At 44.9% G+C, this 25230-nt stretch carries 25 protein-coding genes and 1 tRNA gene; 11 read left to right on the top strand and 15 right to left on the bottom strand.

Annotated features, from left to right (window positions below; genetic code table 11):
* Positions 1-47: 47 nt before the first annotated feature.
* The 3 genes from DKT73_RS05675 to glnK all read right to left on the bottom strand — a co-directional run bounded on the left by DKT73_RS05675 (position 48) and on the right by glnK (position 3397).
* Positions 48-1580 carry a carbon-nitrogen hydrolase family protein gene (locus DKT73_RS05675; RefSeq protein ID WP_111637594.1) on the bottom strand — a complete coding sequence of 511 codons (1533 nt, stop codon included), beginning with the start codon at positions 1578-1580 and terminating at the stop codon, positions 48-50.
* A 174-nt stretch (positions 1581-1754) separates the two neighbouring features.
* Positions 1755-3020, bottom strand: coding sequence for an ammonium transporter AmtB (locus tag DKT73_RS05680; RefSeq protein ID WP_111637595.1), 1266 nt, complete (start codon positions 3018-3020; stop codon positions 1755-1757).
* Between the two features lie 38 nt (positions 3021-3058).
* On the bottom strand, positions 3059-3397 hold the full coding sequence (glnK, locus tag DKT73_RS05685) for a P-II family nitrogen regulator (RefSeq protein ID WP_012071322.1): 339 nt from the start codon (positions 3395-3397) through the stop codon (positions 3059-3061).
* A 492-nt stretch (positions 3398-3889) separates the two neighbouring features.
* Between glnK and DKT73_RS05690 the strand changes: the two genes are divergently transcribed.
* On the top strand, positions 3890-4135 hold the full coding sequence (locus DKT73_RS05690) for an accessory factor UbiK family protein (protein WP_111637596.1): 246 nt from the start codon (positions 3890-3892) through the stop codon (positions 4133-4135).
* A 55-nt stretch (positions 4136-4190) separates the two neighbouring features.
* Here DKT73_RS05690 and DKT73_RS05695 read toward each other — a convergent pair whose 3' ends face one another.
* Entirely contained in the window at positions 4191-4412 is a 222-nt protein-coding gene (locus DKT73_RS05695) for a TIGR02450 family Trp-rich protein (protein ID WP_111637597.1), read from the bottom strand.
* Between the two features lie 94 nt (positions 4413-4506).
* Here DKT73_RS05695 and DKT73_RS05700 point away from each other — a divergent pair, with 94 nt between their 5' ends.
* From DKT73_RS05700 to rep, 3 genes are all read left to right on the top strand, one after another.
* A complete protein-coding gene (locus DKT73_RS05700) occupies positions 4507-6018 on the top strand; it encodes a YifB family Mg chelatase-like AAA ATPase (protein WP_111637598.1) in 1512 nt (503 codons plus the stop codon).
* A gap of 230 nt (positions 6019-6248) precedes the next feature.
* The gene (locus tag DKT73_RS05705; RefSeq protein ID WP_111637599.1) at positions 6249-7178 is read left to right on the top strand and encodes a bile acid:sodium symporter family protein; all 930 of its coding nucleotides are present in this window, start codon (positions 6249-6251) and stop codon (positions 7176-7178) included.
* Between the two features lie 153 nt (positions 7179-7331).
* Positions 7332-9383 carry a DNA helicase Rep gene (gene rep, locus DKT73_RS05710; RefSeq protein WP_111637600.1) on the top strand — a complete coding sequence of 684 codons (2052 nt, stop codon included), beginning with the start codon at positions 7332-7334 and terminating at the stop codon, positions 9381-9383.
* Between the two features lie 4 nt (positions 9384-9387).
* Here the strand turns inward: rep and DKT73_RS20260 are convergent, their stop codons facing one another.
* Positions 9388-9765 (bottom strand): c-type cytochrome, encoded by a 378-nt coding sequence (locus DKT73_RS20260; protein ID WP_232827793.1) that lies wholly within the window; start codon positions 9763-9765, stop codon positions 9388-9390.
* A gap of 146 nt (positions 9766-9911) precedes the next feature.
* On the opposite strand from DKT73_RS20260, the gene DKT73_RS05720 reads away from it, so the two are divergent.
* The 3 genes from DKT73_RS05720 (at position 9912) to DKT73_RS05730 (ending at position 11754) form a co-directional block, all read left to right on the top strand.
* Complete coding sequence (locus DKT73_RS05720) at positions 9912-10205, top strand: putative quinol monooxygenase (RefSeq protein ID WP_111637601.1); 294 nt, start codon at positions 9912-9914, stop codon at positions 10203-10205.
* 203 nt (positions 10206-10408) lie between these two features.
* Positions 10409-10485 (top strand) — tRNA-Arg (locus DKT73_RS05725).
* Positions 10486-10581: 96 nt separating this feature from the next.
* A complete protein-coding gene (locus DKT73_RS05730; protein WP_111637602.1) occupies positions 10582-11754 on the top strand; it encodes a hypothetical protein in 1173 nt (390 codons plus the stop codon).
* A gap of 11 nt (positions 11755-11765) precedes the next feature.
* On the opposite strand, the gene nhaR is transcribed toward DKT73_RS05730, so the two are convergent.
* Positions 11766-12674, bottom strand: a complete 909-nt coding sequence (nhaR, locus tag DKT73_RS05735) for a transcriptional activator NhaR (protein ID WP_111637603.1) — start codon at positions 12672-12674, stop codon at positions 11766-11768.
* A 125-nt stretch (positions 12675-12799) separates the two neighbouring features.
* On the opposite strand from nhaR, the gene DKT73_RS05740 reads away from it, so the two are divergent.
* From DKT73_RS05740 to DKT73_RS05750, 3 genes are all read left to right on the top strand, one after another.
* On the top strand, positions 12800-13213 hold the full coding sequence (locus tag DKT73_RS05740) for an HPF/RaiA family ribosome-associated protein (protein ID WP_111637604.1): 414 nt from the start codon (positions 12800-12802) through the stop codon (positions 13211-13213).
* Positions 13214-13452: 239 nt separating this feature from the next.
* Positions 13453-14391 (top strand): DUF6933 domain-containing protein, encoded by a 939-nt coding sequence (locus DKT73_RS05745; RefSeq protein ID WP_111637605.1) that lies wholly within the window; start codon positions 13453-13455, stop codon positions 14389-14391.
* A gap of 92 nt (positions 14392-14483) precedes the next feature.
* Positions 14484-14711, top strand: a complete 228-nt coding sequence (locus tag DKT73_RS05750; RefSeq protein ID WP_269814501.1) for a type II toxin-antitoxin system RelB family anti-toxin — start codon at positions 14484-14486, stop codon at positions 14709-14711.
* A 31-nt stretch (positions 14712-14742) separates the two neighbouring features.
* On the opposite strand, the gene DKT73_RS05755 is transcribed toward DKT73_RS05750, so the two are convergent.
* The 9 genes from DKT73_RS05755 to DKT73_RS05795 all read right to left on the bottom strand — a co-directional run bounded on the left by DKT73_RS05755 (position 14743) and on the right by DKT73_RS05795 (position 24554).
* On the bottom strand, positions 14743-15777 hold the full coding sequence (locus tag DKT73_RS05755; protein WP_111637606.1) for a LacI family DNA-binding transcriptional regulator: 1035 nt from the start codon (positions 15775-15777) through the stop codon (positions 14743-14745).
* Positions 15778-15851: 74 nt separating this feature from the next.
* On the bottom strand, positions 15852-17261 hold the full coding sequence (gene melA / locus DKT73_RS05760; protein ID WP_111637607.1) for an alpha-glucosidase/alpha-galactosidase: 1410 nt from the start codon (positions 17259-17261) through the stop codon (positions 15852-15854).
* 61 nt (positions 17262-17322) lie between these two features.
* Positions 17323-18627 (bottom strand): ABC transporter substrate-binding protein, encoded by a 1305-nt coding sequence (locus DKT73_RS05765; RefSeq protein WP_111637608.1) that lies wholly within the window; start codon positions 18625-18627, stop codon positions 17323-17325.
* Positions 18628-18648: 21 nt separating this feature from the next.
* Positions 18649-19536 carry a carbohydrate ABC transporter permease gene (locus DKT73_RS05770; protein WP_232827794.1) on the bottom strand — a complete coding sequence of 296 codons (888 nt, stop codon included), beginning with the start codon at positions 19534-19536 and terminating at the stop codon, positions 18649-18651.
* Positions 19523-20407, bottom strand: coding sequence for a carbohydrate ABC transporter permease (locus DKT73_RS05775; protein WP_111637609.1), 885 nt, complete (start codon positions 20405-20407; stop codon positions 19523-19525). The genes DKT73_RS05770 and DKT73_RS05775 overlap by 14 nt, the downstream gene beginning before the upstream one ends.
* Before the next feature lie 127 nt (positions 20408-20534).
* Positions 20535-21638, bottom strand: coding sequence for an ABC transporter ATP-binding protein (locus DKT73_RS05780; protein WP_111637610.1), 1104 nt, complete (start codon positions 21636-21638; stop codon positions 20535-20537).
* 179 nt (positions 21639-21817) lie between these two features.
* Positions 21818-23053, bottom strand: a complete 1236-nt coding sequence (arsJ, locus tag DKT73_RS05785) for an organoarsenical effux MFS transporter ArsJ (RefSeq protein WP_111637611.1) — start codon at positions 23051-23053, stop codon at positions 21818-21820.
* A 6-nt stretch (positions 23054-23059) separates the two neighbouring features.
* Entirely contained in the window at positions 23060-24070 is a 1011-nt protein-coding gene (locus DKT73_RS05790; RefSeq protein ID WP_111637612.1) for an ArsJ-associated glyceraldehyde-3-phosphate dehydrogenase, read from the bottom strand.
* 136 nt (positions 24071-24206) lie between these two features.
* On the bottom strand, positions 24207-24554 hold the full coding sequence (locus tag DKT73_RS05795; RefSeq protein WP_198666548.1) for a metalloregulator ArsR/SmtB family transcription factor: 348 nt from the start codon (positions 24552-24554) through the stop codon (positions 24207-24209).
* Between the two features lie 206 nt (positions 24555-24760).
* Between DKT73_RS05795 and DKT73_RS05800 the strand changes: the two genes are divergently transcribed.
* Positions 24761-25057 carry a hypothetical protein gene (locus DKT73_RS05800; RefSeq protein WP_111637614.1) on the top strand — a complete coding sequence of 99 codons (297 nt, stop codon included), beginning with the start codon at positions 24761-24763 and terminating at the stop codon, positions 25055-25057.
* The last annotated feature ends 173 nt before the right edge of the window (positions 25058-25230 follow it).

Raw genomic sequence — 25230 nt, forward strand, 5'->3', positions numbered from 1 at the left:
GTGAAGTGTTGTGATAACGTCCATGTTATCACAGGCAAACACAACTTTTATGATTTCGACTGGTTCCAGATAACCGAATAAAGATCGGTACGACGGTCTTTTAGGTTATTCACCGAACCTTCGCTGCGTGTCAGTTTCAGTTTGTCTAAATCCAAATCCGAGAACATGATCATTTCCGTGTTTGGGGTGGTCTCCGCCATGACCGCATCATGTGGATAAGAAAAGTCAGAAGGCGAAAAGACCGAGCTTTGCGCATATTGAATGTCTAAGTTTTCCACTTGCGGAAGGTTGCCACAGCTACCGCAAATAACCACATAACATTCGTTTTCAATGGCACGAGCTTGGGCACAACGTCGCACACGCAAGTAACCATTTTTCGTATCTGTCCAGAATGGAACAAATAAAATGTCCATATCTTGTGCCGCCAGCAAGCGGCCCAACTCAGGAAACTCCACATCGTAGCAGATCAAAATACCGACACGACCCGCATCGGTGTTGAAAACACGTAATTCGTTACCACCTTCAATGACCCAGTCACGGCGTTCATGGGGAGTGATGTGGATTTTCTTTTGTTCTTCGACCGTCCCGTCACGACGGCATAGGTAGCTAACGTTATAGACGATTTCATCTTCGATGACAGGCATGGAGCCGGTGATGACGTTGATGTTATAGCTGACCGCAAATTGTGACATTTCATTGATAAAGCGTTCAGTGAAACTGGCTAAAAAGCGAATCGCTTCGGTTTGGTTACCTTGATCTGGACTCAATCCAATTAAGGGCGCATTGAAAAACTCAGGGAATAAAACAAAGTCACTTTTGTAATCCGATACTGCATCGATAAAGTATTCGACTTGCTTCAATAGCTCATCAACGCTTTCCACTTCACGCATTTGCCATTGAATCGCGCCGATACGAACTTGGGTTTTACGTGAGCGAATGACGTTGGTATCTGGCTCGAAGAAGATGTTTTTCCATTCCAATAAGGTGGCGTAGCCTTGAGATTTTTCATCTTCTGGCATGTAGCGCTTCAACAAGCGCGTGACTTGGAAGTCGTTCGACAACTGGAAGGTTAAAATAGGATCGTAAATTTTACGTTCACGAACCGCTTCTAAGTATTCCGCTGCACTCATCTCGTGGGCATGTTCGTGATAATTGGGAATACGACCGCCCGCTAAGATAGCGCGCAGATTATGCTGACGACAGAGTTCTTTTCGAGCTTCGTACAAACGACGACCAAGACGGTAGCCTCGGTACTCTGGTGCGATTAGGGCGTCTAGGCCATACATAGCATCGCCCATAGGGTCGTTTAAAATATTTTCTTTTTGATCAACCAGATCGTCATAGGTATGAGGGTTGCTGAAACGTTGGTAGCTAACCTGAACGGACAAAGCAAGACCGACGATTTTGCCATGGTCTTCTAAACAAATTTGTCCTTCCGGGAAAACACTGATGAGTTGGTGGATAGTGTGTTTAGGCCAAGCACCGCCAATGTCATGATAGACCTTATCCATCAGTACTTTAATTTCGTCGTAATCATCATTAGTCAGGTTACGAATGGTTAAATGTAAATCGTCGTGCATTGTCGTTCCTTTGGATTTTCATCAACTGTATGACGCTATGATAACGCGTATCGGTGTGAGTAAGTAGTTTTGTAGTCTGTATGAGAAGGGGAAACGTGATTCTAGTTGGCAATAAAAGAGAAAACCCCCGCCAAGGCGAGGGTTTTCGACGTTCAATATCGTTTTAAGAAAAGATTATTTTTTGCTAAATTCTGGGTACGCTTCCATACCACACTCAGAAAGGTCAACACCTTCGTACTCTTCTTCTTCAGTAACGCGAACACCCATGATGGCTTTGATGACCAACCAAACCACTAAGCTTGTTACGAATACCCAAACAAAGATTGTCAATGCGCCCGCGATTTGTCCGCCGAACGTAGTGCCATCATTAGTCAGTGGCACAGCTAGCAAGCCCCAAAGACCCACCACACCGTGAACAGAGATCGCGCCCACTGGATCATCAATTTTTAGCTTGTCTAGCGTCAGAATAGACACAACAACAATTAAACCACCTACAAGACCGATTAGCGTTGCACCTAGTGCAGACGGTGTGTCAGGACCTGCCGTGATAGCAACCAAACCAGCCAATGCACCGTTTAGAAGCATGGTTAGATCGGCTTTACCGAATAAGATTCGAGCTAGAATCAGCGCGCCAATTGCACCACCAGCAGCGGCCGCATTCGTGTTCAAGAACACCATAGCAACTGCGTTTGCGTTAGCGATGTCGCCAAGTTTTAGAACAGAGCCACCGTTGAAGCCGAACCAACCCATCCAAAGGATGAATGTGCCTAGCGTGGCTAGTGGTAGGTTAGCACCAGGAATAGCACGAACTTCACCGTTAGGACCGTACTTACCTTTACGAGCGCCAAGTACCAACACGCCGGCTAGCGCAGCAGAAGCACCCGCCATGTGAACGATACCAGAACCTGCGAAGTCAGTGAAACCTAGGTCACCAAGGCTAAACATACCGAATACAGAACCGCCGCCCCAAGTCCAGTTGCCTTCCATTGGGTAGATGAAGCCTGTCATTACCACTGCAAACACGAGGAAAGCCCATAGCTTCATACGTTCAGCAACGGCACCCGATACGATAGACATGGCTGTCGCAACGAACACTACTTGGAAGAAGAAGTCAGAAGCACCAGAGTAAATGGCACCGCCTTCGAATCCACCTTCACGACCCGCAAAGTCCGTTAGAGTAGAAGCAACATCAACATCTTGAATACCCGTTAGGAACCAGTTACCGCCATACATGATGGAGTAGCCGCACACTAGGTACATGATGCAAGAAATGGCGAAAAGAGCCACGTTCTTGGTAAGAATTTCCGTGGTATTTTTAGCGCGTACTAAACCCGCTTCCAACATGGCAAATCCGGCTGCCATCCACATAACCAGCGCGCCACACACCAAGAAATAAAAGGTATCCATGGCATATTGTAAGTGAAAAATTTGGTCTTGCATGTTTCGCCCCCCTAAAGGCTTGTATAATTCGAGCAGTCTTAAACTGCTTCTACACCAGTCTCGCCGGTACGAATACGAACCGCTTGTTCAAGGTTAACGATAAAGATCTTACCGTCGCCGATTTTGCCTGTGTTTGCAGCCCCAGTAATGGCCTCAACCACTTGGTCTGTCATTTCGTCTGCAATGGCCAGCTCGATTTTTACTTTTGGTAGAAAATCGACGACATATTCAGCGCCACGGTATAGTTCTGTGTGGCCTTTTTGACGTCCGAAACCTTTCACTTCTGTCACAGTGATACCTTGAACACCGATTTCAGAAAGCGCTTCTCGAACATCATCGAGTTTAAATGGCTTGATGATGGCAGTTATAAGCTTCATACCCACTGTCTCCTTAAAAAGTCAGTTTTATTGTCGTATCGCAGGTACTTAGCTTTATTCAATATGCGTGCCATATATCGACATCCCTATGTAATAAGGGCTTTGTAAGGATTTTGTCGATTTCTTGAAATTAAAAAGAGTGCAAGATGGCTTAGTATTGTGCGGCATATTGGGGTGTGTTCATCAAATGCTGCATTTAATTGGTGCAAATCCTATCTCGTCGCACAGAGAATTTCTTGTCGAGAGCTTTATCTTGTTGCTTTAGATGCAGAAAATATTCTCTATCTAAAGACTTATCCATGCCTTATTTAGAGGATTTTAAACAAATGGAAGGCGATGTTTTTTGATTGTATGCACAAAAAAGAGGCGGTTAAGGGGCGATCTTAGAGAAGGGAAAGTCGATTTATGAATCCGTCACGTCAGATAACTTGTTTGCACCTTCCCTAGGCTTCTATACTATTGGGCATTATGAGCATGAAAAAAGAGAACGACATGATAGATCAATTTATAAAGCAGCTTGGCACTGGACTGGGGCAAGCCGCCGAGACACTAGGTAAACTGCCAAAAGAAGAGATTCAAGCACAATTGCATGAAGTGGCTCGTAACACGTTAAGCAAAATGGATCTTGTCACTCGTGAAGAGTTTGAAGTGCAAGCCGCTATGTTAGCAAAATACCGTGAAAAATTGGCGGCGCTTGAGGCGCGCTTACAGGAGTTGGAGCAGTCGAGCACAAAATAAAAAAAGGCGCTCATAAGGGTGAGCGCCTTTGTTAAAGCTGAAAGCGAGTAGCTGATCACTTCCAGCCTTGTTGCCAATGGTCCGCTGACGTTAAATCACGCCAAGGGTGAATGTACTGCTGTTTGTTTATCACCGCCTCAAGCACGCATTCTGTAACGGTATCTTCTTCGTCTCTTATTAACTGCGTGACGATGAAATGCTTTTCTTTCTGCTGTGGCGACGTAGAGGTCCACTTGGACAACAGCAGCTTGTTGGGGTTTATTGGGTTGTTTGCCATTAGATCCACTCATTAACCATGTAAAACTTTATACGACATTTGTGAAGCGCTGGATTGCTTTTCACACCAGAAATAATGATATCAAGGAGAGATTATGAGTTTAGCCACTATTTACAGTCGTGCCCGTGTTGGCGTGTCTTCCCCTCTGGTCACCGTAGAAACCCATATTTCCAACGGTCTTCCCTCGCTGAACATTGTCGGTTTACCAGAAGCCGCCGTTCGGGAAGCAAAGGATCGTGTGCGCAGTGCCATTATCAATAGTCATTTTGAATGGCCGACACGCCGAGTCACTATCAATCTCGCGCCAGCCGATTTACCAAAAGAAGGTGGCCGTTATGATCTGGCCATTGCCATTAGTGTGTTAGCGGCATCAGGGCAGCTTGGCGACATAAGCTTACGTGACACTGAGTTTATTGGTGAGTTAGCGTTGTCTGGAGACATTCGTGGGGTCTCTGGTCTTTTGCCATCTGCTATTGCTTGTCATCAAGCCAATCGACAACTGATTCTGCCAGAAGACAATCAACAAGAAGCGGCGTTGGTGGAAGGCAATGCGGTTTTTGCCAAGCATCTCACTCAAGTAACCGCCCATTTATTAAAACAAACTCAGCTTCCCACTTGCGTGTCGAAACCTGTCGAGCCTTTACCCTTGGATCACAAAGACATGCGAGATGTAAAAGGCCAATACCAAGCTCGCCGAGCTTTAGAAGTGGCTGCTGCTGGGGGACATAATCTGTTATTTATTGGTCCGGCTGGCACGGGCAAAACCATGTTGGCGTCACGCTTACCTAGTATTATGCCAGCTATGACCGAAGCCGAAGCACTAGCGGTGGCATCTGTGCAATCGGTGGCAGGGCGAAAAATGGGTCTGGATTGGCATTGGTCCGAACGACCTTTTCGTTCGCCACACCATTCGTGTTCGGCGGCAGCCTTGGTGGGAGGAGGGTCTATACCGAAACCAGGCGAAGCGTCTTTGGCCCATTGCGGCGTCTTGTTCCTCGATGAGTTACCAGAATTCGACCGTAAGGTGCTCGAAGTGCTGCGTGAACCATTAGAAAACGGCGAAGTGCATATTTCCCGTGCTCGCGGTCAGATGTCTTTTCCTGCGCGTTTTCAGCTGGTCGCGGCGATGAACGCCAGTAATGAAGCTTACAATGGCGGGCAGGATTATTATCAATCCAGTGCCAGCCAAAAATACCTAAAAAAACTCTCTGCGCCTTTTTTGGACCGAATCGATTTGCATGTGGAAGTGCCACCTTTGCCATCTGATGTCTTGGTCAATGCTCAAGAAGAAGGAGAGTGCAGTGCCCGTGTTCGTGAGCGTGTGGAAAGAGCGGTGGCGCGGCAAAGAGCCAGACAAAACGTGCAAAACGCCCTGTTAAGTGGTCGTCAATTAGAGGCCATTTGTGCGTTAAGCGATGATGACAAACAATTCATGCAGCACGCCTTAGAAAAGCTCAAACTTTCCGCACGAGCGTATCATCGTGTATTAAAGGTGGCATTAACGTTGGCCGATTTAAACGACTCGCCCGTTACCAGGGCCCATTTAATGGAATCGTTAAGCTACCGGAAAATGGAGAAAACCCTGTCTATGGCCATTTCTTCTTAGAAGATAGTGTCTTTTTTGATCAATGGGCATTCATCCAGCCTTAGGGAGTCGACGATCGATAGGCTCAAATTTTTTAGACAGAGATCAACCAATATAAAGGCTGTTGTAACTTATGTCATTTGGTTACAATCCAGCTCCCGTTTTTGGGACGCATAATAATTAAATAGTGGTTGCCTATTTGTCGTCGCTGATTGACGGCCAGACGAATAGCATAAGTGGAGTGTGGTTTTATGGTTATCCAGCTGTTCCCCCTTTGGGCGTTGTTGCTTTCAGGCGTCGCCTTTTTACAGCCGAGTTTGTTTACCGGCTTGAGTTCTCAGATTGTGCCCTTGTTAACCATTATTATGTTGGCAATGGGATTAACTTTAAGCCCCGCGGACTTCAAACAAGTCTTAAAAAACGGTAAAGCCGTAGGCGTGGGCGTATTATTGCAATTCTTAGTTATGCCCATCGCGGCGTTTTGTGTGGCCTTTGTCTTTGGTTTTGACACCGAGCTGACTGTTGGCATGTTACTGGTTGGTAGCGTGGCGGGTGGTACGTCATCGAACGTCATGTGCTATTTAGCCAAAGGCGATACCGCCTTGTCGATTTCTATGACGGCAATTTCGACCTTGCTTGGTGTGGTATTAACGCCATTCCTTGTGTCGCTCATGATAGGGCAAAGTGTCGATGTCCCCGTGGCTGGTATGCTACTGAGCTTGTTTAAAATTGTGCTTCTTCCCGTTGCGGCTGGTGTGTTAATTAATACTTTTTTCTCAAAATTTGTCCGCAAGGCTGAGCCGATTTTCCCTTACATTTCGATGTTTGCTATCGTGCTGATCATTGCGATTGTGGTGGCATTAAGTGCCTCTAAAATCGTTCAAGTTGGTCTGATTGTTGCGGCTGCGGTGATTTTGCATAATGCCATTGGTTTGACACTAGGTTATTGGGTAACCTATTTGCTTGGTTTTGATGCGCGTATTTGCCGTACCATTGCCTTTGAAGTGGGCTTGCAAAACTCTGGCTTAGCAGCCGCGTTGGCGGTGAAATTCTTCACCCCAATGGCCGCGCTACCTGGCACTATTTTCAGTGTGTGGCACAATATTTCAGGATCTTTATTGGCGAGCTACTGGAGTCGTCGCCCTGTTGCTGAAAACAAGGCCAAAGAAACTGCTAAATAATGCTGTTGTTAGCGTCAACAAGAGGGATGCCATTTTCGCATCCCTTTTTTGTGTCTGTTGGTTTTTCTCAGATGATTTTTCTCTCCGTGCGAGACGCTTCATTGTCGGGTACACTTGTGGCTGATTTTTAACAGCTTGAGCCAGAGTTTCCCCATGAGCGAACCGTTACCTTCCATAGCCCAACGTCTACGTAATCTGAACGAGCGACAGCTGGATGCCGTAAAGCAAATCGATGGTCCTTTGCTGGTATTGGCAGGCGCAGGCTCAGGAAAAACCAGCGTAATTACGACAAAAATTGCTTACCTGATACAAACTTGCGGTTTTAAGGCCAACAGCATCATTGCGGTGACTTTTACCAATAAGGCGGCTCGAGAAATGAAAGAGCGCGTGGTTGGCATGCTGTCAAAGCAAGAAAGCCGAGGCTTGAGTATTTCAACCTTTCATAACTTGGGCTTGCGCATTTTACGCAAAGAATTTCGCCGTGCGGGTTTAAAAGAAGGCTTCACTTTATTTGATGCACAAGACTCACTCAGTCTAGTCAAAGAGATTTTGGATAAAGAATTTAATGGTCAAATGGACGCGGCGGCTTATTGTCAGAATACCATCTCCAATTGGAAAAACGATCTAACAACACCGCAAGAAGCCATGACCAATGCGGACACAGAAGAATTTTTGTTAGCAGCACAGGTCTACGTGCAATATCAGCGTTATTTGCGTGCTTACAATGCCGTGGACTTTGACGATTTAATCTTGTTGCCTGTCAGTCTGTTGATGGCTGACGAGGAGCTGCGAGAGCGTTGGCAGAAAAAAGTTCGTTATTTGCTGGTGGATGAGTGCCAAGACACCAACGCCAGTCAGTACGAATTGATTCGTTTATTGGCGGGATTTCGTCGCTGCTTTACTCTAGTGGGAGACGATGACCAGTCTATTTACGCATGGCGTGGGGCGCGTCCAGAAAACTTAGAACGTTTATCTGTTGATTATCCCAATTTAAAACTGGTGAAACTGGAACAAAACTATCGTTCTACCAAAAGGATCCTCAAAGCCGCGAATACCTTGATTGCCAACAATCCACACATCTACGATAAAGCCTTGTGGAGCGACCATGAAGAGGGCGATCCGATTCGCATCATGGTCACGCGTAACGAGGACGCTGAATCCGAACGTGTCGCGGTAGAAATCCAATCTCGACATCTACGTCATGATATTCCGTATCGAGATTTTGCCATCCTGTATCGTGGTAACCACCAAGCACGACTATTGGAAATCAAACTGCAAGCCTATCGCATTCCCTACAAGATGAACGGCGGTACGTCTTTTTTCTCTCGCGCAGAAATCAAAGACCTAATGGGCTACTTGCGCCTTTTAGTGAACCCGCTGGACGATAATGCTTTTCTGCGTATCGTGAATTTACCACGTCGTGAAATCGGGCCGGCAACATTAGAAAAAGTCGGAAACCTTGCCACCGAACGGAGTGTCAGCCTGTTTGAAGCATCGGGCTACAAGGAACTGGAAGACAGCGTAACAGGGCGCTCGTTAAAAAGTTTGCAAGATTTTGAACGTTGGTTGTCAACGTTGCGCAAGCGTTTGGCCGACGGCGCGTCACCCGTACCTGTGATTGAACAAATGATCCATGACATGGACTACTACAGTTGGATTCAGGAACAAACCTCATCAAGCAAAGCGGCAGAGCGGCGTATTGAAAACGTGCGTTTCTTACTGGACTCCATTCAACGCATGATGGAGTCTGCTTGGGAAGAGGATGAAAGCGCAGGATTGGATCAGGCGATAAGCAAACTGCTACTTATCGACATGCTAGAGCGCCAAGAAGAAGAGGAAGACGAAGACAAGGTTCAGTTGTTAACGCTTCATGCTTCGAAAGGTCTGGAGTATCCTCATGTCTTTTTAATTGGTTGCGAGGAAGAACTGTTACCGCACAGAAACAGTATTGAAAATGACGACATTGAAGAAGAACGTCGTTTGGCTTATGTGGGCATCACGCGAGCGAAAAAAACCTTATGCATCACCTTGGCGGCCAAGCGTCGTCAATACGGTGAAGAAATTGACTGCATGCCGAGCCGATTTTTGGATGAACTGCCAGAAGAAGACTTGGTCTGGGAGGGGCGAGGTGATGAAGATGCGAGCGCTAAAAAAGAACGTGGACAAGCGTCTTTGTCAGCGTTAAAAGCCATGCTAAATAGCTAGCAGGCTAGTGGTTTGAGCTGTTGTCTATCATGTAATGAATGGTTTCAGCGATCTCACTTTCGTTGCAGTCGAAGCAGAGACCTTTGGGCGGCATCGCGTTAAAGCCTTTGATGACATGTTCTAATAAAGTATCCATGCCTTTATCAATACGAGGCTGCCAATCCTCGTATTGCCCGAAACGCGGTGCTCCCGCTACGCCACTCATATGACAGGCAATGCAATAAGTGTTGTAAATCTCAGTCACCGGACGACCAGAATAGGGTTGAGAGGCTTGGTGTGTTTCCGTAGAAGCAATACCGTGTAGGGGGAACAGCGCGAGCAGGTAAATGCCAAGTGATACAGGAAGACAGCGGTAAAAATGCAAAGGACGGATAAATGGCACGGTACTTCCTTCTTTCGGCTAAGGACATAACAGACAAATCATTATACGATAAAACCCTGCTGACAGATGACTATTAAGTAAGCCTTTGTTAGGCAAAGAAAATACACAGTGTAAGATAGTCTGATATTGTAATTAGGAGAATGGCAATGGAAAAAGAACTCACTTTAGTGGCAACCATCACCGCGAAGGCTGGTAAAGCAGATACATTGAAAAACGCGTTACTTGATTTGGTTGCGCCGACCCGCGCCGAAGTCGGGTGTTTGCAATACGACCTGCATCAAGACAACCAAGATCCAAACGTCTTTGTGTTTTTAGAGCGTTGGACAGGCTACGACGTCTGGCATGACCACATGGAAAGTGCGCACATCAAAGCCTACATTACCCTAGCGGATGACTTAGTAAACGAGTTTGTCGTCAAAGAAATGCATGCTATTGGCTAATCGTGGCGAAAACAGCATCGGACAGCGACCATAGACTCGGTCGTCGTCCGAAATCTTAGCGCAAAAGCAGAATATCAACGCTTTGGGCTAACATTATTGTATTAAGCACTGGAATCCTGAGGGATTTCCTTTAGAATACGCACTCAAATTTGTTCTGGCCTACTTTGCGGCATGCAAAGATCCTCCCGTCAGACAATCATAATGCGCCCGTAGCTCAGCTGGATAGAGCGTCGCCCTCCGGAGGCGAAGGTCGGAGGTTCAAATCCTCTCGGGCGTACCATTTTTGGTCAGATCTGTGACATTCATTGCTATCTTTTGTCGCTCTTTCTGCGTCTAAACTGCTATAAAGACACATCCAAAGGAAGAGGGCAAACAAGTGATTAAGCAACTCGGTAAAATAAACGGCTATTACATTGCGATCCTACTGGCGATTGTTTTTTCTTGGTGGGGTTTGCTTGACACTAAAGCGTCTGACTATGTCTCTTCTTCCTTAGTGCAGGCGTTGAGTGCATTTGGTTTGGCTAAGTTGTTTAACGCGACGGTATCGGTGCTACAAAGCATTCAAATCAGTGTGTTTGTCAGTTCTGTGACCATTGGTGAGTTGTTAGACCCATTTAATGACATGATCGAAGATTTTTCCGGTGTAATGAAAGTCGCTGTGTCGTCGCTTATCTTTCAAAGTATTCTGCTGAAAATCATTTCTACTGTGTATTTCAAGGTGTTTGTCACAGTTGCGGGCTTGCTGTTTGGTTACTTGTACTGGGTCAAGAGTCGTTTTGCCGAAGTGGCTTATAAGGTTTTTGTTACTGCGGTGGGGGCGAAGTTTTTATTGGTGTTGGTCGTATTGCTCTCGGCTGTGGTCGATGCATCGTTTTTAAGCGATGAAAAGACACAAACCATGGATAAAATTCAAGTGCATTCTGGTGATATGAACGAGGTGACGACCGGTTTAGGTGTTGCATTTGATCTTAAACAATCACTCGACAAAGATAAGCAGGCGTTGCAAACCAAGCTCAATGAGCAGGAAGCGCTTTTATCCGAGCTTAATAAAGGACTGGTGGATTTAACGGCTCAAAATGACGCACTGAATCGTCAAGTATCGGCTCGCAAAGAGATCTTGTCGACGTTAGATATCGTCTTTAATAACGACAAAATACTAGCGGATTTGCGCACAGAACAGAGTCTTTTAATGACGCAGCGTCAAGACATTGTGCAGGCGGTAAAAGCCAGTCAGGGCAAGATCAATACGCTACGTGCTTCTATCAATGATCTAGAAAATCTCGCTTCCGAAGAACAAAGTTTTTTTTCTGCTATAAAACAAAGTACTTTTGGTCTGAGTCACTTCAAAGACAAAATCAGCGGCTATGTTGAAACACTTAACGGCTTGGTGAATGACTTTCTTATGTTGTTGGCATTGTTTGCTTTTAATACAGTATTGATTCCTATTTTGTTTCTGTATTTAGGGGCAAAAGGTTTCAGGCTGATTTGGCACATTAAACCCTCTGGCCTGCTTGAGCGTGCGAAAAAAGGGATGAAAAACACGCTGTAACACGATATGACTTACATGTCGCTTTTTGGGTTTTTGAGCCATTCTTTTGCAGCATCCTTGATAGCAATAAGCGCAGGATTTGTGAGTCGTTGTTCTGTCGCAATGGCGAAAAACTGCTCGCGTATTTCTTCGGTATGACCAAGGACCTCAACGTGGAATTGACTCGCCACTTCTTCCGCGATGGCCTCGGGCACGATAAACACGCCCGCACCGGCTTGTCCAAAGGTTTTCATCAGTGCTCTGTCATCAAACTCTCCCATAATTTTAGGGTGAATATGCTGTTTTTCTAACCATTGTAGGAGTTTCACCTGGATCAATGATTGATCACTGGGTATCAGAAACGGTGCATCGATAAGGCATTGAGGAAAGCGATTGTCGGTTTGTTGAATCAAACTGGGGGCCGCCATAAACGCGGTACCGCACTCACCCAAAAAGTGGTTATAGCCACGCACGCCCAAGTGGGGTGGAATGGGACCATCGGCAATAATCAGATCCAACTTATGCAAAGCCAATTCCCCTAGTAAGCTTTCTAGACTGTTCTCTTTGCAGAGAAAACGGATTGGATCTTCCAATTCCATAGCAGGTGCTAATAAACGATATGCGATGGATTTAGGAATAGAATCTGCGATCCCTACTCGGAGTAATGATGTTCTGTCTGTTGAGGCCGTTCGTATCGATTGTTCCAGTTCATTGCCCAAAGAAAAAATCTCGTCCGCATAGCTCAGTACCATTCGTCCAGTATCGGTTAACGCTAAGTTGCGTCCTGCCTTGTTAAAGAGTGCTTTGCCTAATTGTTCTTCTAATAACTGTATCTGTCCACTGATGGTTTGCGGCGTAATGTGCAAATGTTCACTGGCTTTTGTAATGCTGCCTTGTTTTGCCGTCATCCAAAAATAATGTAAATGTTTGAAATTGATCATAATTCACCAAAGCATCGGGAAAAACTGATTATTGACATAAATAATTCGATTATATCTTACGAGTTTTTGTGAGTAACGTGAAATCTCCAACATAACTTACTCATTTATGGGTAAAGGAGAACAAGATGAGAATCAAAGTCCAAGCACGTCGTTTAGCTCTGACCAAAAGCCTTAAAGCCTATGTAAAGCGTCGTCTTAATTTTGCATTGAATTCCCGTTATGACAACATTCAACAAGTGATCGTCACCTTGACTGATGTGAACGGTCCGAAAGGCGGTGAAGACAAACATTGCCGTGTGCTGGTCAAAATCAATGGCCAAAAAGAAGTTGTGATCAGTGAGCAACAAGCCGACATGTATAGTGCAATAGACAGTGCCGCCAGTCGCACCAGCCGAACGGTCACACGACGCATTGAGCGCTTACAGCATAAGGCAACCCGATTAAAAGCGGCCTTCCATAAAATGAGACCGCAAAAGAAAATGCCCCGTGATATTTATGAAGAATATGAAAATGAATACGGCTATTACCAGCATGCTTGAATAGCTTCCTAGATTCCCTGAACTGATAAGTGTAACAACCGCTTTAGGCGAACCCATAAACAGGTTCGCCTTTTTTTATTGTGCAGAGCAGAGCATTTCATTAGGTTCACAGGGACAGGCAGGCCGACAAAAAAGCGGTTTTTAACGAAAGTTCAATGAGCTTTTGTCCATCTGTGGCAAAATAATAGGTAGTTGATAAGAACGCATTTAACGATCAATCTAATGACCGGAGGCTTCAAATGTGGGTGTTTAATTGCACGAAAGCCGCTGTGGAGTGTTTTACTACCACAGTGAAAGGCGAAACACGTACTTGTGTGGAAACACCGCAACATAAAACGATTTCGGAATCCATCGAGCAGGCGCAAGATGGCGTGGTGTTTCCTAACCGTTTAGGGCTGACAGACGCGTATGAGACGGAGTGGCATTGGCTGGTGCATTGCATCTCAGTGAAACGTCGAAAATACCTGCTGGTGATGGATTACAATACGCGTTATTGCATGGCCATGTTGGCACCGAAAAAAGGCGATGTTTCCAGTTTTTTAAACGATTTTGAAGGGCATTTGTATCTCAATATTATGGGTATCACGGCGCCGCATAATATGGTTGTCAAAGACATTGCCGAATCGTTAGAAACGTGTCATGAGCTAGGCAACAGTGCGGTGTTTTACCAACGCAACGATCGCAGCGTGCAAGCTCATATCAATGACGTGTCTTGGCATTTGCAGCGTCAGTGTTACGAAGACTTCATGCTCGAAGAGGAAGAGGATTTACTCGACTTCAACCTCTTTATGGGTGAAATACCCCGTCATGCGAAAGGACAAAAAAATTACTTTTATCCAGTGCAAGCGTTTTTACTGCAATGGCTTAACGCCTATTCTCCTGATCCAGAAAAAACCATCACACCAAACTTATTGGAAGCGAAAAATTACTTTCAACAATTCTCGTTAGACGATGTGTTAGAAGATTTGGATGACAACACCGTCGACGCAGCCATTGCCGAGTTGTTCAAATCCTTACCAGCTGGTGTGGCGCATCTAGGGGAGGGCGAACGGAATCAAAAGAATGCCAAGCCTAAAAACACCAAGCCCAGTGCCGAGAAAAGCAAAGACGTCAAACAAAAAGACAGTAAACACAAAAACAATGTCATCGACTTCTCTGCGTATCAGAAGAAGCATTAAACGGTCTCGTTTGTTTGCTATATAGTAAACTTTTAGCGTCAGTAATGCTTTTGGATGGCAGATTGGCAAACTGAGAAGAAATCGGCGAGAAAATATGTGCCGCACGCAAAGCGATGAAGAAAACGCAAAAGCAGATCGCAGAGCAGACAGGTATTCATAAATCGACCTTGTCCTTGATTGAAAATGGCCACTTCACCGGGTCGTTAGATATTCTGCAACGTTACTTAGATGCGGTTGGTTTAACGCTGGATGTGACGCCTAAAAAGCATCGATTACCCCAATGGGATGAGATAGAAACCCTATTTGCGGAGGATGACTGATGTCGACTAACACGTCTTCTTATTCTGCTTTTTATGTTGTTAGCTTCGGACCACAAGAATCTCTCACAATCAACTGAGATTCAATTCTATGATGCGTTGCTGCAGTGTTGCCGTTTAGCTGTTCTAGCAGCATGGCAACTGATTTCTGACCATGTTCTTCTGGGAAGGTTTTTATGGTGGTGAGCCGAATAGGAGCATAATTAGCCAGTGGGATGTCATCGTAACCGACAATAGCGACATCTTCAGGTACTTTTAACCCCTTGTCTGACAGTGCTTTTATTACCCCAAAGGCAACCGTATCGTTACCAACAAAAATCGCGCTAAAGGGTGTGTTTTTCTGCAATAAGCGCAGACAGGCTTGGTATCCACTGTCGGCACTTAAATTGGCAAATTCTTTTACTGCGTATTGATCGAGGCCAGCCTCTTCCAGAGCACTTAACCAGCCTCTTTCTCGAGAATGCACACTGGCAAAGGTGGAGGATGCAAAGCCAATATGGGCTATTTTTTTATGGCCGAGTTGAATTAGGTGATTGACGGCCAGTTTCGCATTAACAAAGTTATTACTTCCTGTCGTGCTAAATTCGTATCCTGTTGCAATGCTGCGTGATGGACTGCCAAAGGCAACAAGAGGCATAAATAAACGATTGATTTCAGAGAGCTCTCGATAATCGCCTTCTCTGGGGTTCACGACGATCAAACCATCTACGCGACCACTTTTAGCCAATCTTCGATAGTTTTGTGAAGCTTCGCCATCGGTAGACTCGATTAATAGTTTCATATTTTGTGCACGAGATTCTTCCGCAACAGAAGCAACAACACGAGCCAAGAAAGCGTCTACATAAAGATGCTGAATATCAGGTAGCACCAAGCCTATGGTGGCTGACGAGCCAGAAGCAAGAGATTGTGCTGCCGCATTAGGTTCGTAACCCAGTTCCGCCGCTGCATTGAGTACTTTAATGCGAGTTGCTTCGCTGATGCCGGATTTTTTTACATTGTTCAATACAAAGGATACGGTGGTTCGAGAGACTCCAGCAAGCCTAGCCACCTCGATACTGGTTGGTTTCATATCGGTATCCTGAATAAGCGCCACTCAATGCTTATTATTTTTGAGTAAAGAGTGGCGCAAAAGTTACTGTAAAATTACTGATAAAAATAGTCGGGTAGATAGTCCCGATGTGCTTCCATCAATTCATCTACCATAGCACGTATTTGTTTTATATCGAGCACGGAACTGGTGTGAGGATCTAACATAGCAGCATGATAAATATGATCTCTATTCTGCTCTAAAACGGCGTTTACCACCATTTCTTGTACGCCCACATTGGTTCGCATCAGAGCGGCAAGTTGAACGGGTAAACAGCCAACACGAGTTGGAGTAACGCCATTATGATCGACTAAGCAAGCGAGTTCAACAGCACATCCTTCAGGTAAGTTATCAATGAGTCTATCATTGATAACGTTACCGTAAATAACACTCGGCTCTCCAGTCACCATTGAGTTTATGATGGTACTGCCGTATTCAACAGAGCGTTTAACTTCTGATAAACCAGAAAGCATGTTCGCGGCATTGTCAATTTCTCGCGACATCACCTTGATGTTTTTGGTTTTTAGCTGATCCTGTAATACTGTTGTGGATTGTGAGCCTGGGTGACGTAATTCTTCCTCAATAAAAGGCCACGCGACCTCGTAGACTTGGCAGCGGCCTGGGTATTCGTCGAGTGGAATATGGAAGTCAGCAAGCAAATCTTCACGTCCGGGTTTGATAAACCATGGCACATATTCGGCAAAGTGTTCACTGGATTCTGTAGGGAAATAGCCAAACTGTTGCATCACTTCATATCGAACGCGGTTCCAATCTGGCATTTTATTTTGCTTGGCCAGCTCTTTTAGTTTGGGGTATAGGTCTTCCCCTTGATGTTCTAATTTTGTATAGAAAGCCATATGGTTAATGCCAGCACATTGAAACGCTATGTCTTTCACTGGAATGCCAAGATCTTGAGACAGCTCATATGCAGTGTGCTGTACACTGTGGCATAAACCAACGGTTTTGACCTTGTCGCTTGCTTTGTTTAGAGCCCAAGTAATCATTGCCATTGGGTTCACATAGTTGAGATGGATGACCTTATCACTACTGACTTCTTCCATATCTTTTATCATCTCTAACATGACGGGAATTGTACGCAGTCCTCGCATGATCCCACCGATGCCTAGTGTATCGCCAATAGTTTGCTCAAGACCGTATTTTTTGGGGATATCAAAATCGCGTACTGTTGCGGGTTTGTAGCCACCTACTTGAATGGTGCTCAGGACAAAGTCGGCGTCTTTTAACGCAATACGACGATTTTTTTCAGTACTAACGTCGGGTTTAATATCCAGCATATCAGCCAATCTGTGTGCTACCGCTAGAGAGAGATCCAAGCGATGCTCGTCAATGTCGTGCAACACAATTTTAGCATTTTTAAGGGCTGGTAAAGACCAGATGTCGCCTAATAGATTTCGAGTAAAAACGGTACTACCCGCTCCAATGAGTACAATTTTAGGAGAAAGCATTATGTCTATCCTTTAGTTGGTCGCCATTCACGTTAACAGTGTCTGGCTGAGTTGATTGTTGTTATTTGCTGTAACGGAGTACTTTTTTGTTGGCATCCGAAAGCGCTTCTTGTGCACTTTCTTTGCCGAGTAAAATCGATTGAATGGCGCTTTCCATCGTGCTATCGATACGTGCACCATTTTTTGCAATCGGAGGAAGATACGTTTCGGACTGCGACATGGTCAGAAAGGCCGAAGAGTCGATATTGCGTTGCATTTGGGCACCAACGGCTTTTTCAGCCATGCCTTTAATCGCTGGGAAGACCACACCTTTTGATGCGACGACGCTTTGACAATCGGCAGAACCCAAATATTTCACCCATTGCCACGCTTCTTCTTTATGCTTAGAGCCGCTCCAAATCGAATCGGCAAGACCGTTAAACATAGTGGCGCGTTTACCTGATGGGCCTTTAGGCAGAGGAATCCAGTGATACTTATTCTTCACATTGTTATCGAAGTAGGTAATCATCCATGACCCCTGAGGAATAATGGCAGCTTTGCCTGCGATAAACATCGAGTCTGAGCCAAGAGACTGTGTGTTTTTAAAATCAGCTGAAAGGCCTTTTTTAGGCAGTCCGGCAAGGTAATCTAGCGTGTCAGCAAGTGACTTATGATCGTAATAGAATTCGCTTCCCCAAGGTTTATCTTGAAATTTAAAGCCGTTTGAAACCGCAAAATGACTCCACTCAATCTGCCCCATCATGCCGCCCGCACCAGGATTCTGGTAGCCATAAACCGCCACATTATTAGGATCAAATTTATCTGAGGTTGCGTTGTTGCCATTTTTATCCAGTGTTAGTTTGCGAACAATTTGCTCGAAGCTGCCACCATCTTGTGGGTTCCATGTCATGAAATTTAGCTCGTCTAAAGTAACCCCCGCTTTTTCGGCTATGTCCATATTGACTATCATCGCAATAGTGTCCCAATCTTTAGGTAAACCAAACTGCTTGCCGTCTTTGCCCCATACTTCGTAAAGGCCGTCTGTGTAGATACTTGGATCCAGTTTGTCTCGTTCGATATAACTTGAAAGGTCCACAAGCTGGTTGTTTTTCACAAACTCCGGGTATTTTGCCAAATGGTCAGTAAACACATCGGGTGCAGTACCAGAGACAAAGCCAGTAGAAAGTGCTGTCCAGTAATCATCCCAACCAGATTGGGTGATTTTGACACTAATGTTCGGATGCTTTGCACTAAAATCCTTGGCGCACTGTTGGTAGGCTGGGAGTTGATTCGAATCCCAAAGTACATATTTTATTTCCACCGCGTGAGCAGCACTTGCACTGACTGCAACGGCAAGGGAAGTGAAGGTAAGACGTTTTATTTTCATGATATATCTCCTTTGTTATTTTTATTTACCGCCAGTGAACTGGACAGATTCGACGATACGACGACCAAAAAAGAACAACATGATGATGGTCGGAATAGTGGCAATGACGGTAGCTGCCATTAAACCTCCCCAATCAGGTTGGCCTTGAGGGGTTTGAGATTTAAATGACTGCAGGGCAACCGGTAAGGTTTTCATGCTGTCATCGGTAGCAATCAGAAAGGGCCAGAGAAACTCATTCCACATATTGATGGTGGTTAAGGTGGCGACCGTCATCAATGGTGCCCAACTAAGTGGTAAGGCAATTTTGAAAAAAATCATGAAAGAATTTGCACCATCAAGCTGAGCCGCCTCTTCAATATCTTTGGGTAAAGAAATAAAGAACTGTCGCAAAAAAAATACGGCGAAGCCGTGCATTAGGAAGAAAGGAGCCACCATGCCCAGCATGGAATTCAGTAATCCTAAATCTCTCATTAAGACGAAATTTGGGATCAAGGTAACCACACTGGGGATCATCATTGATGCAACGAAGGCACCAAAAAGCAATTTGCTGCCATAAAAGGGAATACGAGCAAAAGCGTAAGCCGCTAATGCGCAGTTAAAGGTTTGTACAATGACAATAATGCCCGTAAAAATGACCGAGTTAATCATTGAGGTTGTGATGTTTATATTCGCACCGGAACCACCAGCGGCAATGGATTCCTCAGTACTCAATAGGCCAAAAATCTTCTTGTAATTAGACAAAGTAGGATTGTCAGGTAAGAGCTGTGTCGATGTCGTATAAAGCTCTCCTGCTGGTACAAATGATGTCTTTGCAACAAACAATAATGGAAAGAGGGTCACCACCAACATGGTGATTAAGACCAACCAAGCAACGCAGCGAGCAGGGGTAATTTTTTTAATTAAGATCACTTTCGGAAGCCCTCATAATGTGCATTTGAAGAAGAGTGTAAGCCAACATAATCATGCATAAGGTGACTGACATTGCGGAGGCATAGCCCATTTTGTAAAAGCTAAAAGCGTTTTGAACGATGTAATAGACAATGACTCGAGTAGAATCGAGAGGGCCACCTGCCGTGGTGACGGCAATGGTGTCGAAGATTTGAAATGACCCTGTTACACTGGTGACTAAGACAAACACCATCACAGGTCTTAATAGTGGCAGCGTGATTTTGCGGAACATTTGAAATTCTGTGACCCCTTCTAATGATGCGGATTCATAGAGGTACTTGGGAATGGTTTGTAGGCCCGCCAAAAAAAGCATGGCGCATAACCCCATATGACGCCAAATGTTGATGGCGGCTACTGATACCAGAGCTTGGTCTGGGTCTCCAAGATAGGCTTGAGGCGCTAAACCAAAAAAAGCAACCAAACTGTTCACTATGCCTAGAATCGGATCGAGCATCCACAGCCAAACTAACGCCACTAATACATTGGATAGTAAATATGGGAGTAGGATGGCGGCTTTGACAAAAAGAGATTTGGTTAAACGATCCATGGCAACGGCTAAAAACAATCCCAGCATAATTTGCAACGGAATATTAAGCAGCACGTAGTAGGCTGAGAGTTTTAAGCCATTCCAAAACTGATCGTCTTCTAGCATTTCGACATAATTGTCGAGTCCTACATAATATGGCTCACTCAGTAAGTTCCAGTCGGTGAAACTTATACCAACGGCCCTGCCAGCAGGCCATGCGTAAAAAAGCAAAAAGCCAATCAAAGCAGGAAAAATAAACAGGTATCCAAAGAGCGAGCTTTTCAATTTGCGCGACATAAATGACATGGGGATTCCTTCTTATTGTTATAGTACTAACGCGCGTTAGTTATTTGGTTAAAAAATTTTGCTACCAATTACTCATATAATAAATACTAAACTAACACGTGTTAGTAAAGGATTATTTTTTATACAGCTATCTATTTGGCAAAGCGCGATCAATCAATGTTTTGCCCGCTTGGTCGAATAAGTAACAGTCGCTCTGTTTGATTCCTACGCTTAACACATCACCGGATGCGAGTAGATTTTCACCAGAAATTTCAATGATTACTTTGTTGTCTTCAACTTGGCTGTAAAGATAACTGATGCCGCCAAGATGTTCTGCGACATCAACTGTGATATCAAAATGAAAGCCATCTTCTTGCTTTGCTAAGTGGATGTGTTCTGGACGGAACCCTAGGGTTACAGGGTCTCCAATAGAAAGTTTATCTGATTGAATTTTAAAGGGTATTTTTTGTCCATTAAAAGCAACCATAACCAAATTGTCAGCTTCAATATCACTGATCAGTGCGGGTAAAAAATTCATTTTGGGGGAGCCAATAAAACCAGCAACGAATGCATTGTTGGGATTGTGATACAAGTCCATAGGAGAGCCGACTTGTTCAATATGGCCTGCTCGTAGGACAACAATTTTATCCGCTAACGTCATAGCTTCCACTTGATCATGGGTAACATAAATCATCGTGGTTTTTAATTTTGCATGAAGTTGGGCAATCTGAATACGCATATCCACACGCAATTCTGCGTCCAAGTTGGAAAGTGGTTCATCGAATAAAAAGACATCGGGCTCACGTACGATAGCTCGACCAATTGCTACGCGTTGTCGCTGACCGCCTGACAGTTGTCTTGGCTTGCGATCAAGTAGCTCATCAAGTTGCAGAATGTGACTGGCCTTGGTAATTCTTGTGTGAATGTTTTCTTTTGATTCACCACGCATTTCCATGCCAAAACTCATATTTTCTCTGACGCTCATATGCGGATAGAGGGCATAAGATTGAAATACCATGGCAACGCCTCGATTAGCTGGCGCGACGTTATTCATATTTTTATCTGCAATCTCAATAACACCTTCCGTTATTTCTTCAAGACCTGCAATTAAACGTAATAACGTTGATTTACCGCAGCCGGAAGGGCCAACGAAAACCACAAATTCTCCATCGCACAGTTTAAGGTTCACACCGTGAATCGTTTCTAGTTTATCGAAGCGTTTGGTTACATTTTTTAGGGTTATATTTGCCATATTTTGTTATTTCCTATTTTGTTTTTATAATGGAACACAGTTCCATTATTTTCTTCAATTGTACGTAAGTCAAGCGTGGCTTTGTACACTGGCTGTTTTTCAACAGCGAATAGGGAGGTTAAACATGGTTTTTTGTCGAAGAAGTGATTGATATGAAGGGGATAAATAAATAACTAGGGCTAAGGCAAAATAGGCTTAGCCGCGTCGCTATGTTTGGGCAATCCTAACGAAATGAGTGCGGTGAGACCGATAAAACCGGCTGAAAACCAAAGGCAAGTAGCGAGTCCGTAGTCTTGGTAAATCCAGCCTGATAGCACAGTACCAATCAGTCGCCCCATGGCGTTTGCCATGTAATAAAAACCCACATCGAGTGAGACGCCATCTTCGCCCGCGTAGCTGACGATCAAATAACTGTGCAGAGACGAATTCACCGCAAAGATGGCGCCAAAGACGAGTAGTCCCGTGATGACGGCAAATTCTATGTGCCAGTTGAAGTCTAACGCCAAGGCGATAAAAATAGGCGTGACGCCCAGCGCCAGTGCCCAACCCAAAGCGTGTCGCCCATCAGGCAATTTGCCTTGTGACTTGCCAGTGAGTTTTGGAGCAAGACTTTGCACTATGCCATAGGCAATGATCCACAGAGCCAAAAATCCCCCCACATACCAATGATCCCAGCCAAAGGTGCTGGCTAAAAACACAGGTAGCGCTACTACAAACCACACGTCTCGTGCGCCAAATAAAAATAGCCGAGCAGCGGAAAGGTAATTGACCGCTTTGCTCTTCGAGAAAATATCGGTGAACTTGGGTTTGTTTTTGGCCTTACCAAGGTCTTTTTTAAGGCTAATAAGACTGGCAATCCATACGAAAGTCAGTGTGGCTGCCATGAGCAAAACAGCCCCTTGGAATCCAAGCAAGCTTAACAGTGCGCCACCCAGAAAAAATCCGACGCCTTTTAAAGCATTTTTAGACCCTGTGAGAATGGCAATCCATTTGTATAATTGCCCTTGGGCATCGTTTGGTACGAGCAGTTTAATTGAGCTTTTGGCGCTCATTTTATTCAGATCTTTGGCAATGCCAGACAGAGCTTGCGCCCCCATCACCCAAGGTACGCTAAGCAAACTGGCAGGAACCATTAGCATGACAAGGGCCAGGATTTGCAGAAACAACCCTAGATTCATGGTGCGGTTTAAGCCAAGCCGAGCACCGAGCCAGCCGCCCACCAAATTGGTAATCACGCCAAACACTTCGTAAAAAATAAACAACATGGCGATTTCAAAAGGGCTATAACCTAGCCCGTAGAAATACAACACCACCAACATACGCAAGGCGCCATCGGTTAACGTGAAGGCCCAATAATTGCCAGCCACTATCATGTATTGACGGATTTGCGGGGAAAACTGTGCCAGCCATGTCATAGTGGATTATTCCTTATCGCCGAGACCCACCATGCGCACCAACTCAGCGGTGCGATTGGCGTAGCCCCATTCATTATCGTACCAAGCGTAGAGTTTGACCTGGGTGCCATTGATCACCATGGTGGATAAGGCATCGATAATACTGGAACGTGGATCGGTTTTATAATCAATAGACACCAGTGGGCGTTCTTCGTATCCCAAAATGTCTTTTAGCTCGGTCTCGGCAGCCGTTTTTAGCAGCTGATTGACTTCTTCTACCGTGGTGTCCCGTTCGACTTCAAACACACAGTCGGTTAACGACGCATTGGCTAAGGGAATACGAACCGCATGACCATTTAATTTGCCTTTTAATTCAGGGAAAATATGCGTAATGGCAGTGGCCGACCCAGTTGTAGTTGGGATTAAGCTCATGCCACAAGCGCGGGCGCGACGTAAATCTTTATGGGGCGCATCAAGAATAGTCTGGGTGTTGGTAATGTCATGAATCGTGGTCATGGAGCCGTGTTTAATGCCCAGATTCTCATGAATCACCTTCACCACAGGCGCCAAACAGTTGGTGGTGCAAGAGGCCGCCGTCACTATCGTGTGTTGGGCTTTATCGTACAAATGCTGGTTAACACCCATTACTACGTTCAACACACCGTCTTCTTTGACTGGCGCGGTGACCACAACACGTTTAACACCTTGGTCAAGATAGGCTTGCAGTAGGGCTTTGCTTTTCATTTTGCCACTGGCTTCGATCACCACATCACAACCAGACCAATCAGTGTCTGCAATGTTTTTATTTTGTGTGCAAGCAATACGTTGACCATTGATGATCATCCTATTGTTTTCGGCTTGCGCGTCGTGGTGCCAACGCCCGTGAACTGAATCAAAGGTGATTAAATGCGCCAGTGTCGCAGCATCACCAGCGGGATCGTTGATCTGTACAAACTCGACCTCGTCCCAATCAAACGCCGCCCGAAAAGACAAACGACCCATACGACCAAAACCATTAATACCGACTTTAATTGTCATCACAACCTCAAATAAATAATGCGAATAAATACAAAGAGTGAGCCGTAAACGGGCTCATCTATCACCGATCCGAAAAACCTAGATACATCCTAGACATTAAAGACCTTATCTTTTTTTATTGCTGCCACTCTCAGAATTAAACGCAGCAAGCGACCGCTCGGTCTGGTCGATCACCCATTGCTTGCAGTTGCTCTTGGTTAATGATAATGAAATCTTCATTCTGACGAGCGGTTTCAGAAAGTACGCTCAACGCCCATTCGGGCAATGTTTTACTGATACTGTAAAATACCCATTGTCCCTGACGACGGTCGGTTAACAAACCACATTGACGTAACTGAGCCAAATGACGAGAAATTTTAGGTTGGGTTTCATCGAGCGCTCGCATTAGCTCACAGACACACAGTTCTTGTTCTAACTGAATAAGCAGCATGCAGCGTAAGCGTGTTTCGTCAGCGAGGCATTTGTAAAATTGTATGGGACTCAAAGGTGACTCCTGAATGTAACTGGGCCATAAGGCACGCGTAGATCTTGCGGTATTGAACATAATAATACATGTGTTTTTTAAAATATATGAAAATTAATATATATGAAAAAAAAGATAAGATAGGGGCTTTTGTCATCTTTCTGTCATGTAGATCTTTCATTATGGGGTTATTCAATTTTAAACAATCCACTTGAGAGGGTACTACTATGAACAAAAGCAAACTTGCTATCGCTGTTTTACTCGGCGCTTCTTTGAGCGCTTGCGCTTCTACAGCGACAGAAACGTCTATGGCTTCAAAATACGATATAGATGGTTTCAAAACAGAGATTGAAGACGGTCGCCTTTGGGTATTTGAAGAAGGCTCTGAGGACTTGGCGTTTTTCAAACAACATGGTGAACCAGCTAAGCAATTTACCAGCATTGGTACAGGACCAAACGGTATGACAGTGAAAGCCGCAAGCCAAGAAGCGTTAGACAAATATCTTTCCAGCTACAAAAAGTAAGTTTAAAGAAGGTCGTTCTTTAGAGTGGCTTTTTGCATGCTGACACTAAACAAGCCCCAACAGAACAAGGTCGTTTTGTTGGGGCTTTTTTTGTTTATTTTTCCGAATATAAAGACGTTGCGGTGGTGCGACTGGTTTTTTTGTCGTGCTTTAGCGCGTCAAGGGGGTTGCAA

This window comes from Marinomonas shanghaiensis (assembly GCF_003259175.1).
GTDB classification, from domain to species: Bacteria; Pseudomonadota; Gammaproteobacteria; order Pseudomonadales; family Marinomonadaceae; genus Marinomonas; species Marinomonas shanghaiensis.

What these genes read in the sequence shown, in the direction of transcription:
- DKT73_RS05675 (WP_111637594.1), bottom strand. Translation starts at nt 1,580, where the DNA reads ATGCACGACGATTTACATTTAACCATTCGTAACCTGACTAATGATGAT.
- DKT73_RS05680 (WP_111637595.1), bottom strand. Translation starts at nt 3,020, where the DNA reads ATGCAAGACCAAATTTTTCACTTACAATATGCCATGGATACCTTTTAT.
- glnK (WP_012071322.1), bottom strand. Translation starts at nt 3,397, where the DNA reads ATGAAGCTTATAACTGCCATCATCAAGCCATTTAAACTCGATGATGTT.
- DKT73_RS05690 (WP_111637596.1), top strand. Translation starts at nt 3,890, where the DNA reads ATGATAGATCAATTTATAAAGCAGCTTGGCACTGGACTGGGGCAAGCC.
- DKT73_RS05695 (WP_111637597.1), bottom strand. Translation starts at nt 4,412, where the DNA reads ATGGCAAACAACCCAATAAACCCCAACAAGCTGCTGTTGTCCAAGTGG.
- DKT73_RS05700 (WP_111637598.1), top strand. Translation starts at nt 4,507, where the DNA reads ATGAGTTTAGCCACTATTTACAGTCGTGCCCGTGTTGGCGTGTCTTCC.
- DKT73_RS05705 (WP_111637599.1), top strand. Translation starts at nt 6,249, where the DNA reads ATGGTTATCCAGCTGTTCCCCCTTTGGGCGTTGTTGCTTTCAGGCGTC.
- rep (WP_111637600.1), top strand. Translation starts at nt 7,332, where the DNA reads ATGAGCGAACCGTTACCTTCCATAGCCCAACGTCTACGTAATCTGAAC.
- DKT73_RS05720 (WP_111637601.1), top strand. Translation starts at nt 9,912, where the DNA reads ATGGAAAAAGAACTCACTTTAGTGGCAACCATCACCGCGAAGGCTGGT.
- nhaR (WP_111637603.1), bottom strand. Translation starts at nt 12,674, where the DNA reads ATGATCAATTTCAAACATTTACATTATTTTTGGATGACGGCAAAACAA.
- DKT73_RS05740 (WP_111637604.1), top strand. Translation starts at nt 12,800, where the DNA reads ATGAGAATCAAAGTCCAAGCACGTCGTTTAGCTCTGACCAAAAGCCTT.
- DKT73_RS05745 (WP_111637605.1), top strand. Translation starts at nt 13,453, where the DNA reads ATGTGGGTGTTTAATTGCACGAAAGCCGCTGTGGAGTGTTTTACTACC.
- DKT73_RS05755 (WP_111637606.1), bottom strand. Translation starts at nt 15,777, where the DNA reads ATGAAACCAACCAGTATCGAGGTGGCTAGGCTTGCTGGAGTCTCTCGA.
- melA (WP_111637607.1), bottom strand. Translation starts at nt 17,261, where the DNA reads ATGCTTTCTCCTAAAATTGTACTCATTGGAGCGGGTAGTACCGTTTTT.
- DKT73_RS05765 (WP_111637608.1), bottom strand. Translation starts at nt 18,627, where the DNA reads ATGAAAATAAAACGTCTTACCTTCACTTCCCTTGCCGTTGCAGTCAGT.
- DKT73_RS05775 (WP_111637609.1), bottom strand. Translation starts at nt 20,407, where the DNA reads ATGTCATTTATGTCGCGCAAATTGAAAAGCTCGCTCTTTGGATACCTG.
- DKT73_RS05780 (WP_111637610.1), bottom strand. Translation starts at nt 21,638, where the DNA reads ATGGCAAATATAACCCTAAAAAATGTAACCAAACGCTTCGATAAACTA.
- arsJ (WP_111637611.1), bottom strand. Translation starts at nt 23,053, where the DNA reads ATGACATGGCTGGCACAGTTTTCCCCGCAAATCCGTCAATACATGATA.
- DKT73_RS05790 (WP_111637612.1), bottom strand. Translation starts at nt 24,070, where the DNA reads ATGACAATTAAAGTCGGTATTAATGGTTTTGGTCGTATGGGTCGTTTG.
- DKT73_RS05800 (WP_111637614.1), top strand. Translation starts at nt 24,761, where the DNA reads ATGAACAAAAGCAAACTTGCTATCGCTGTTTTACTCGGCGCTTCTTTG.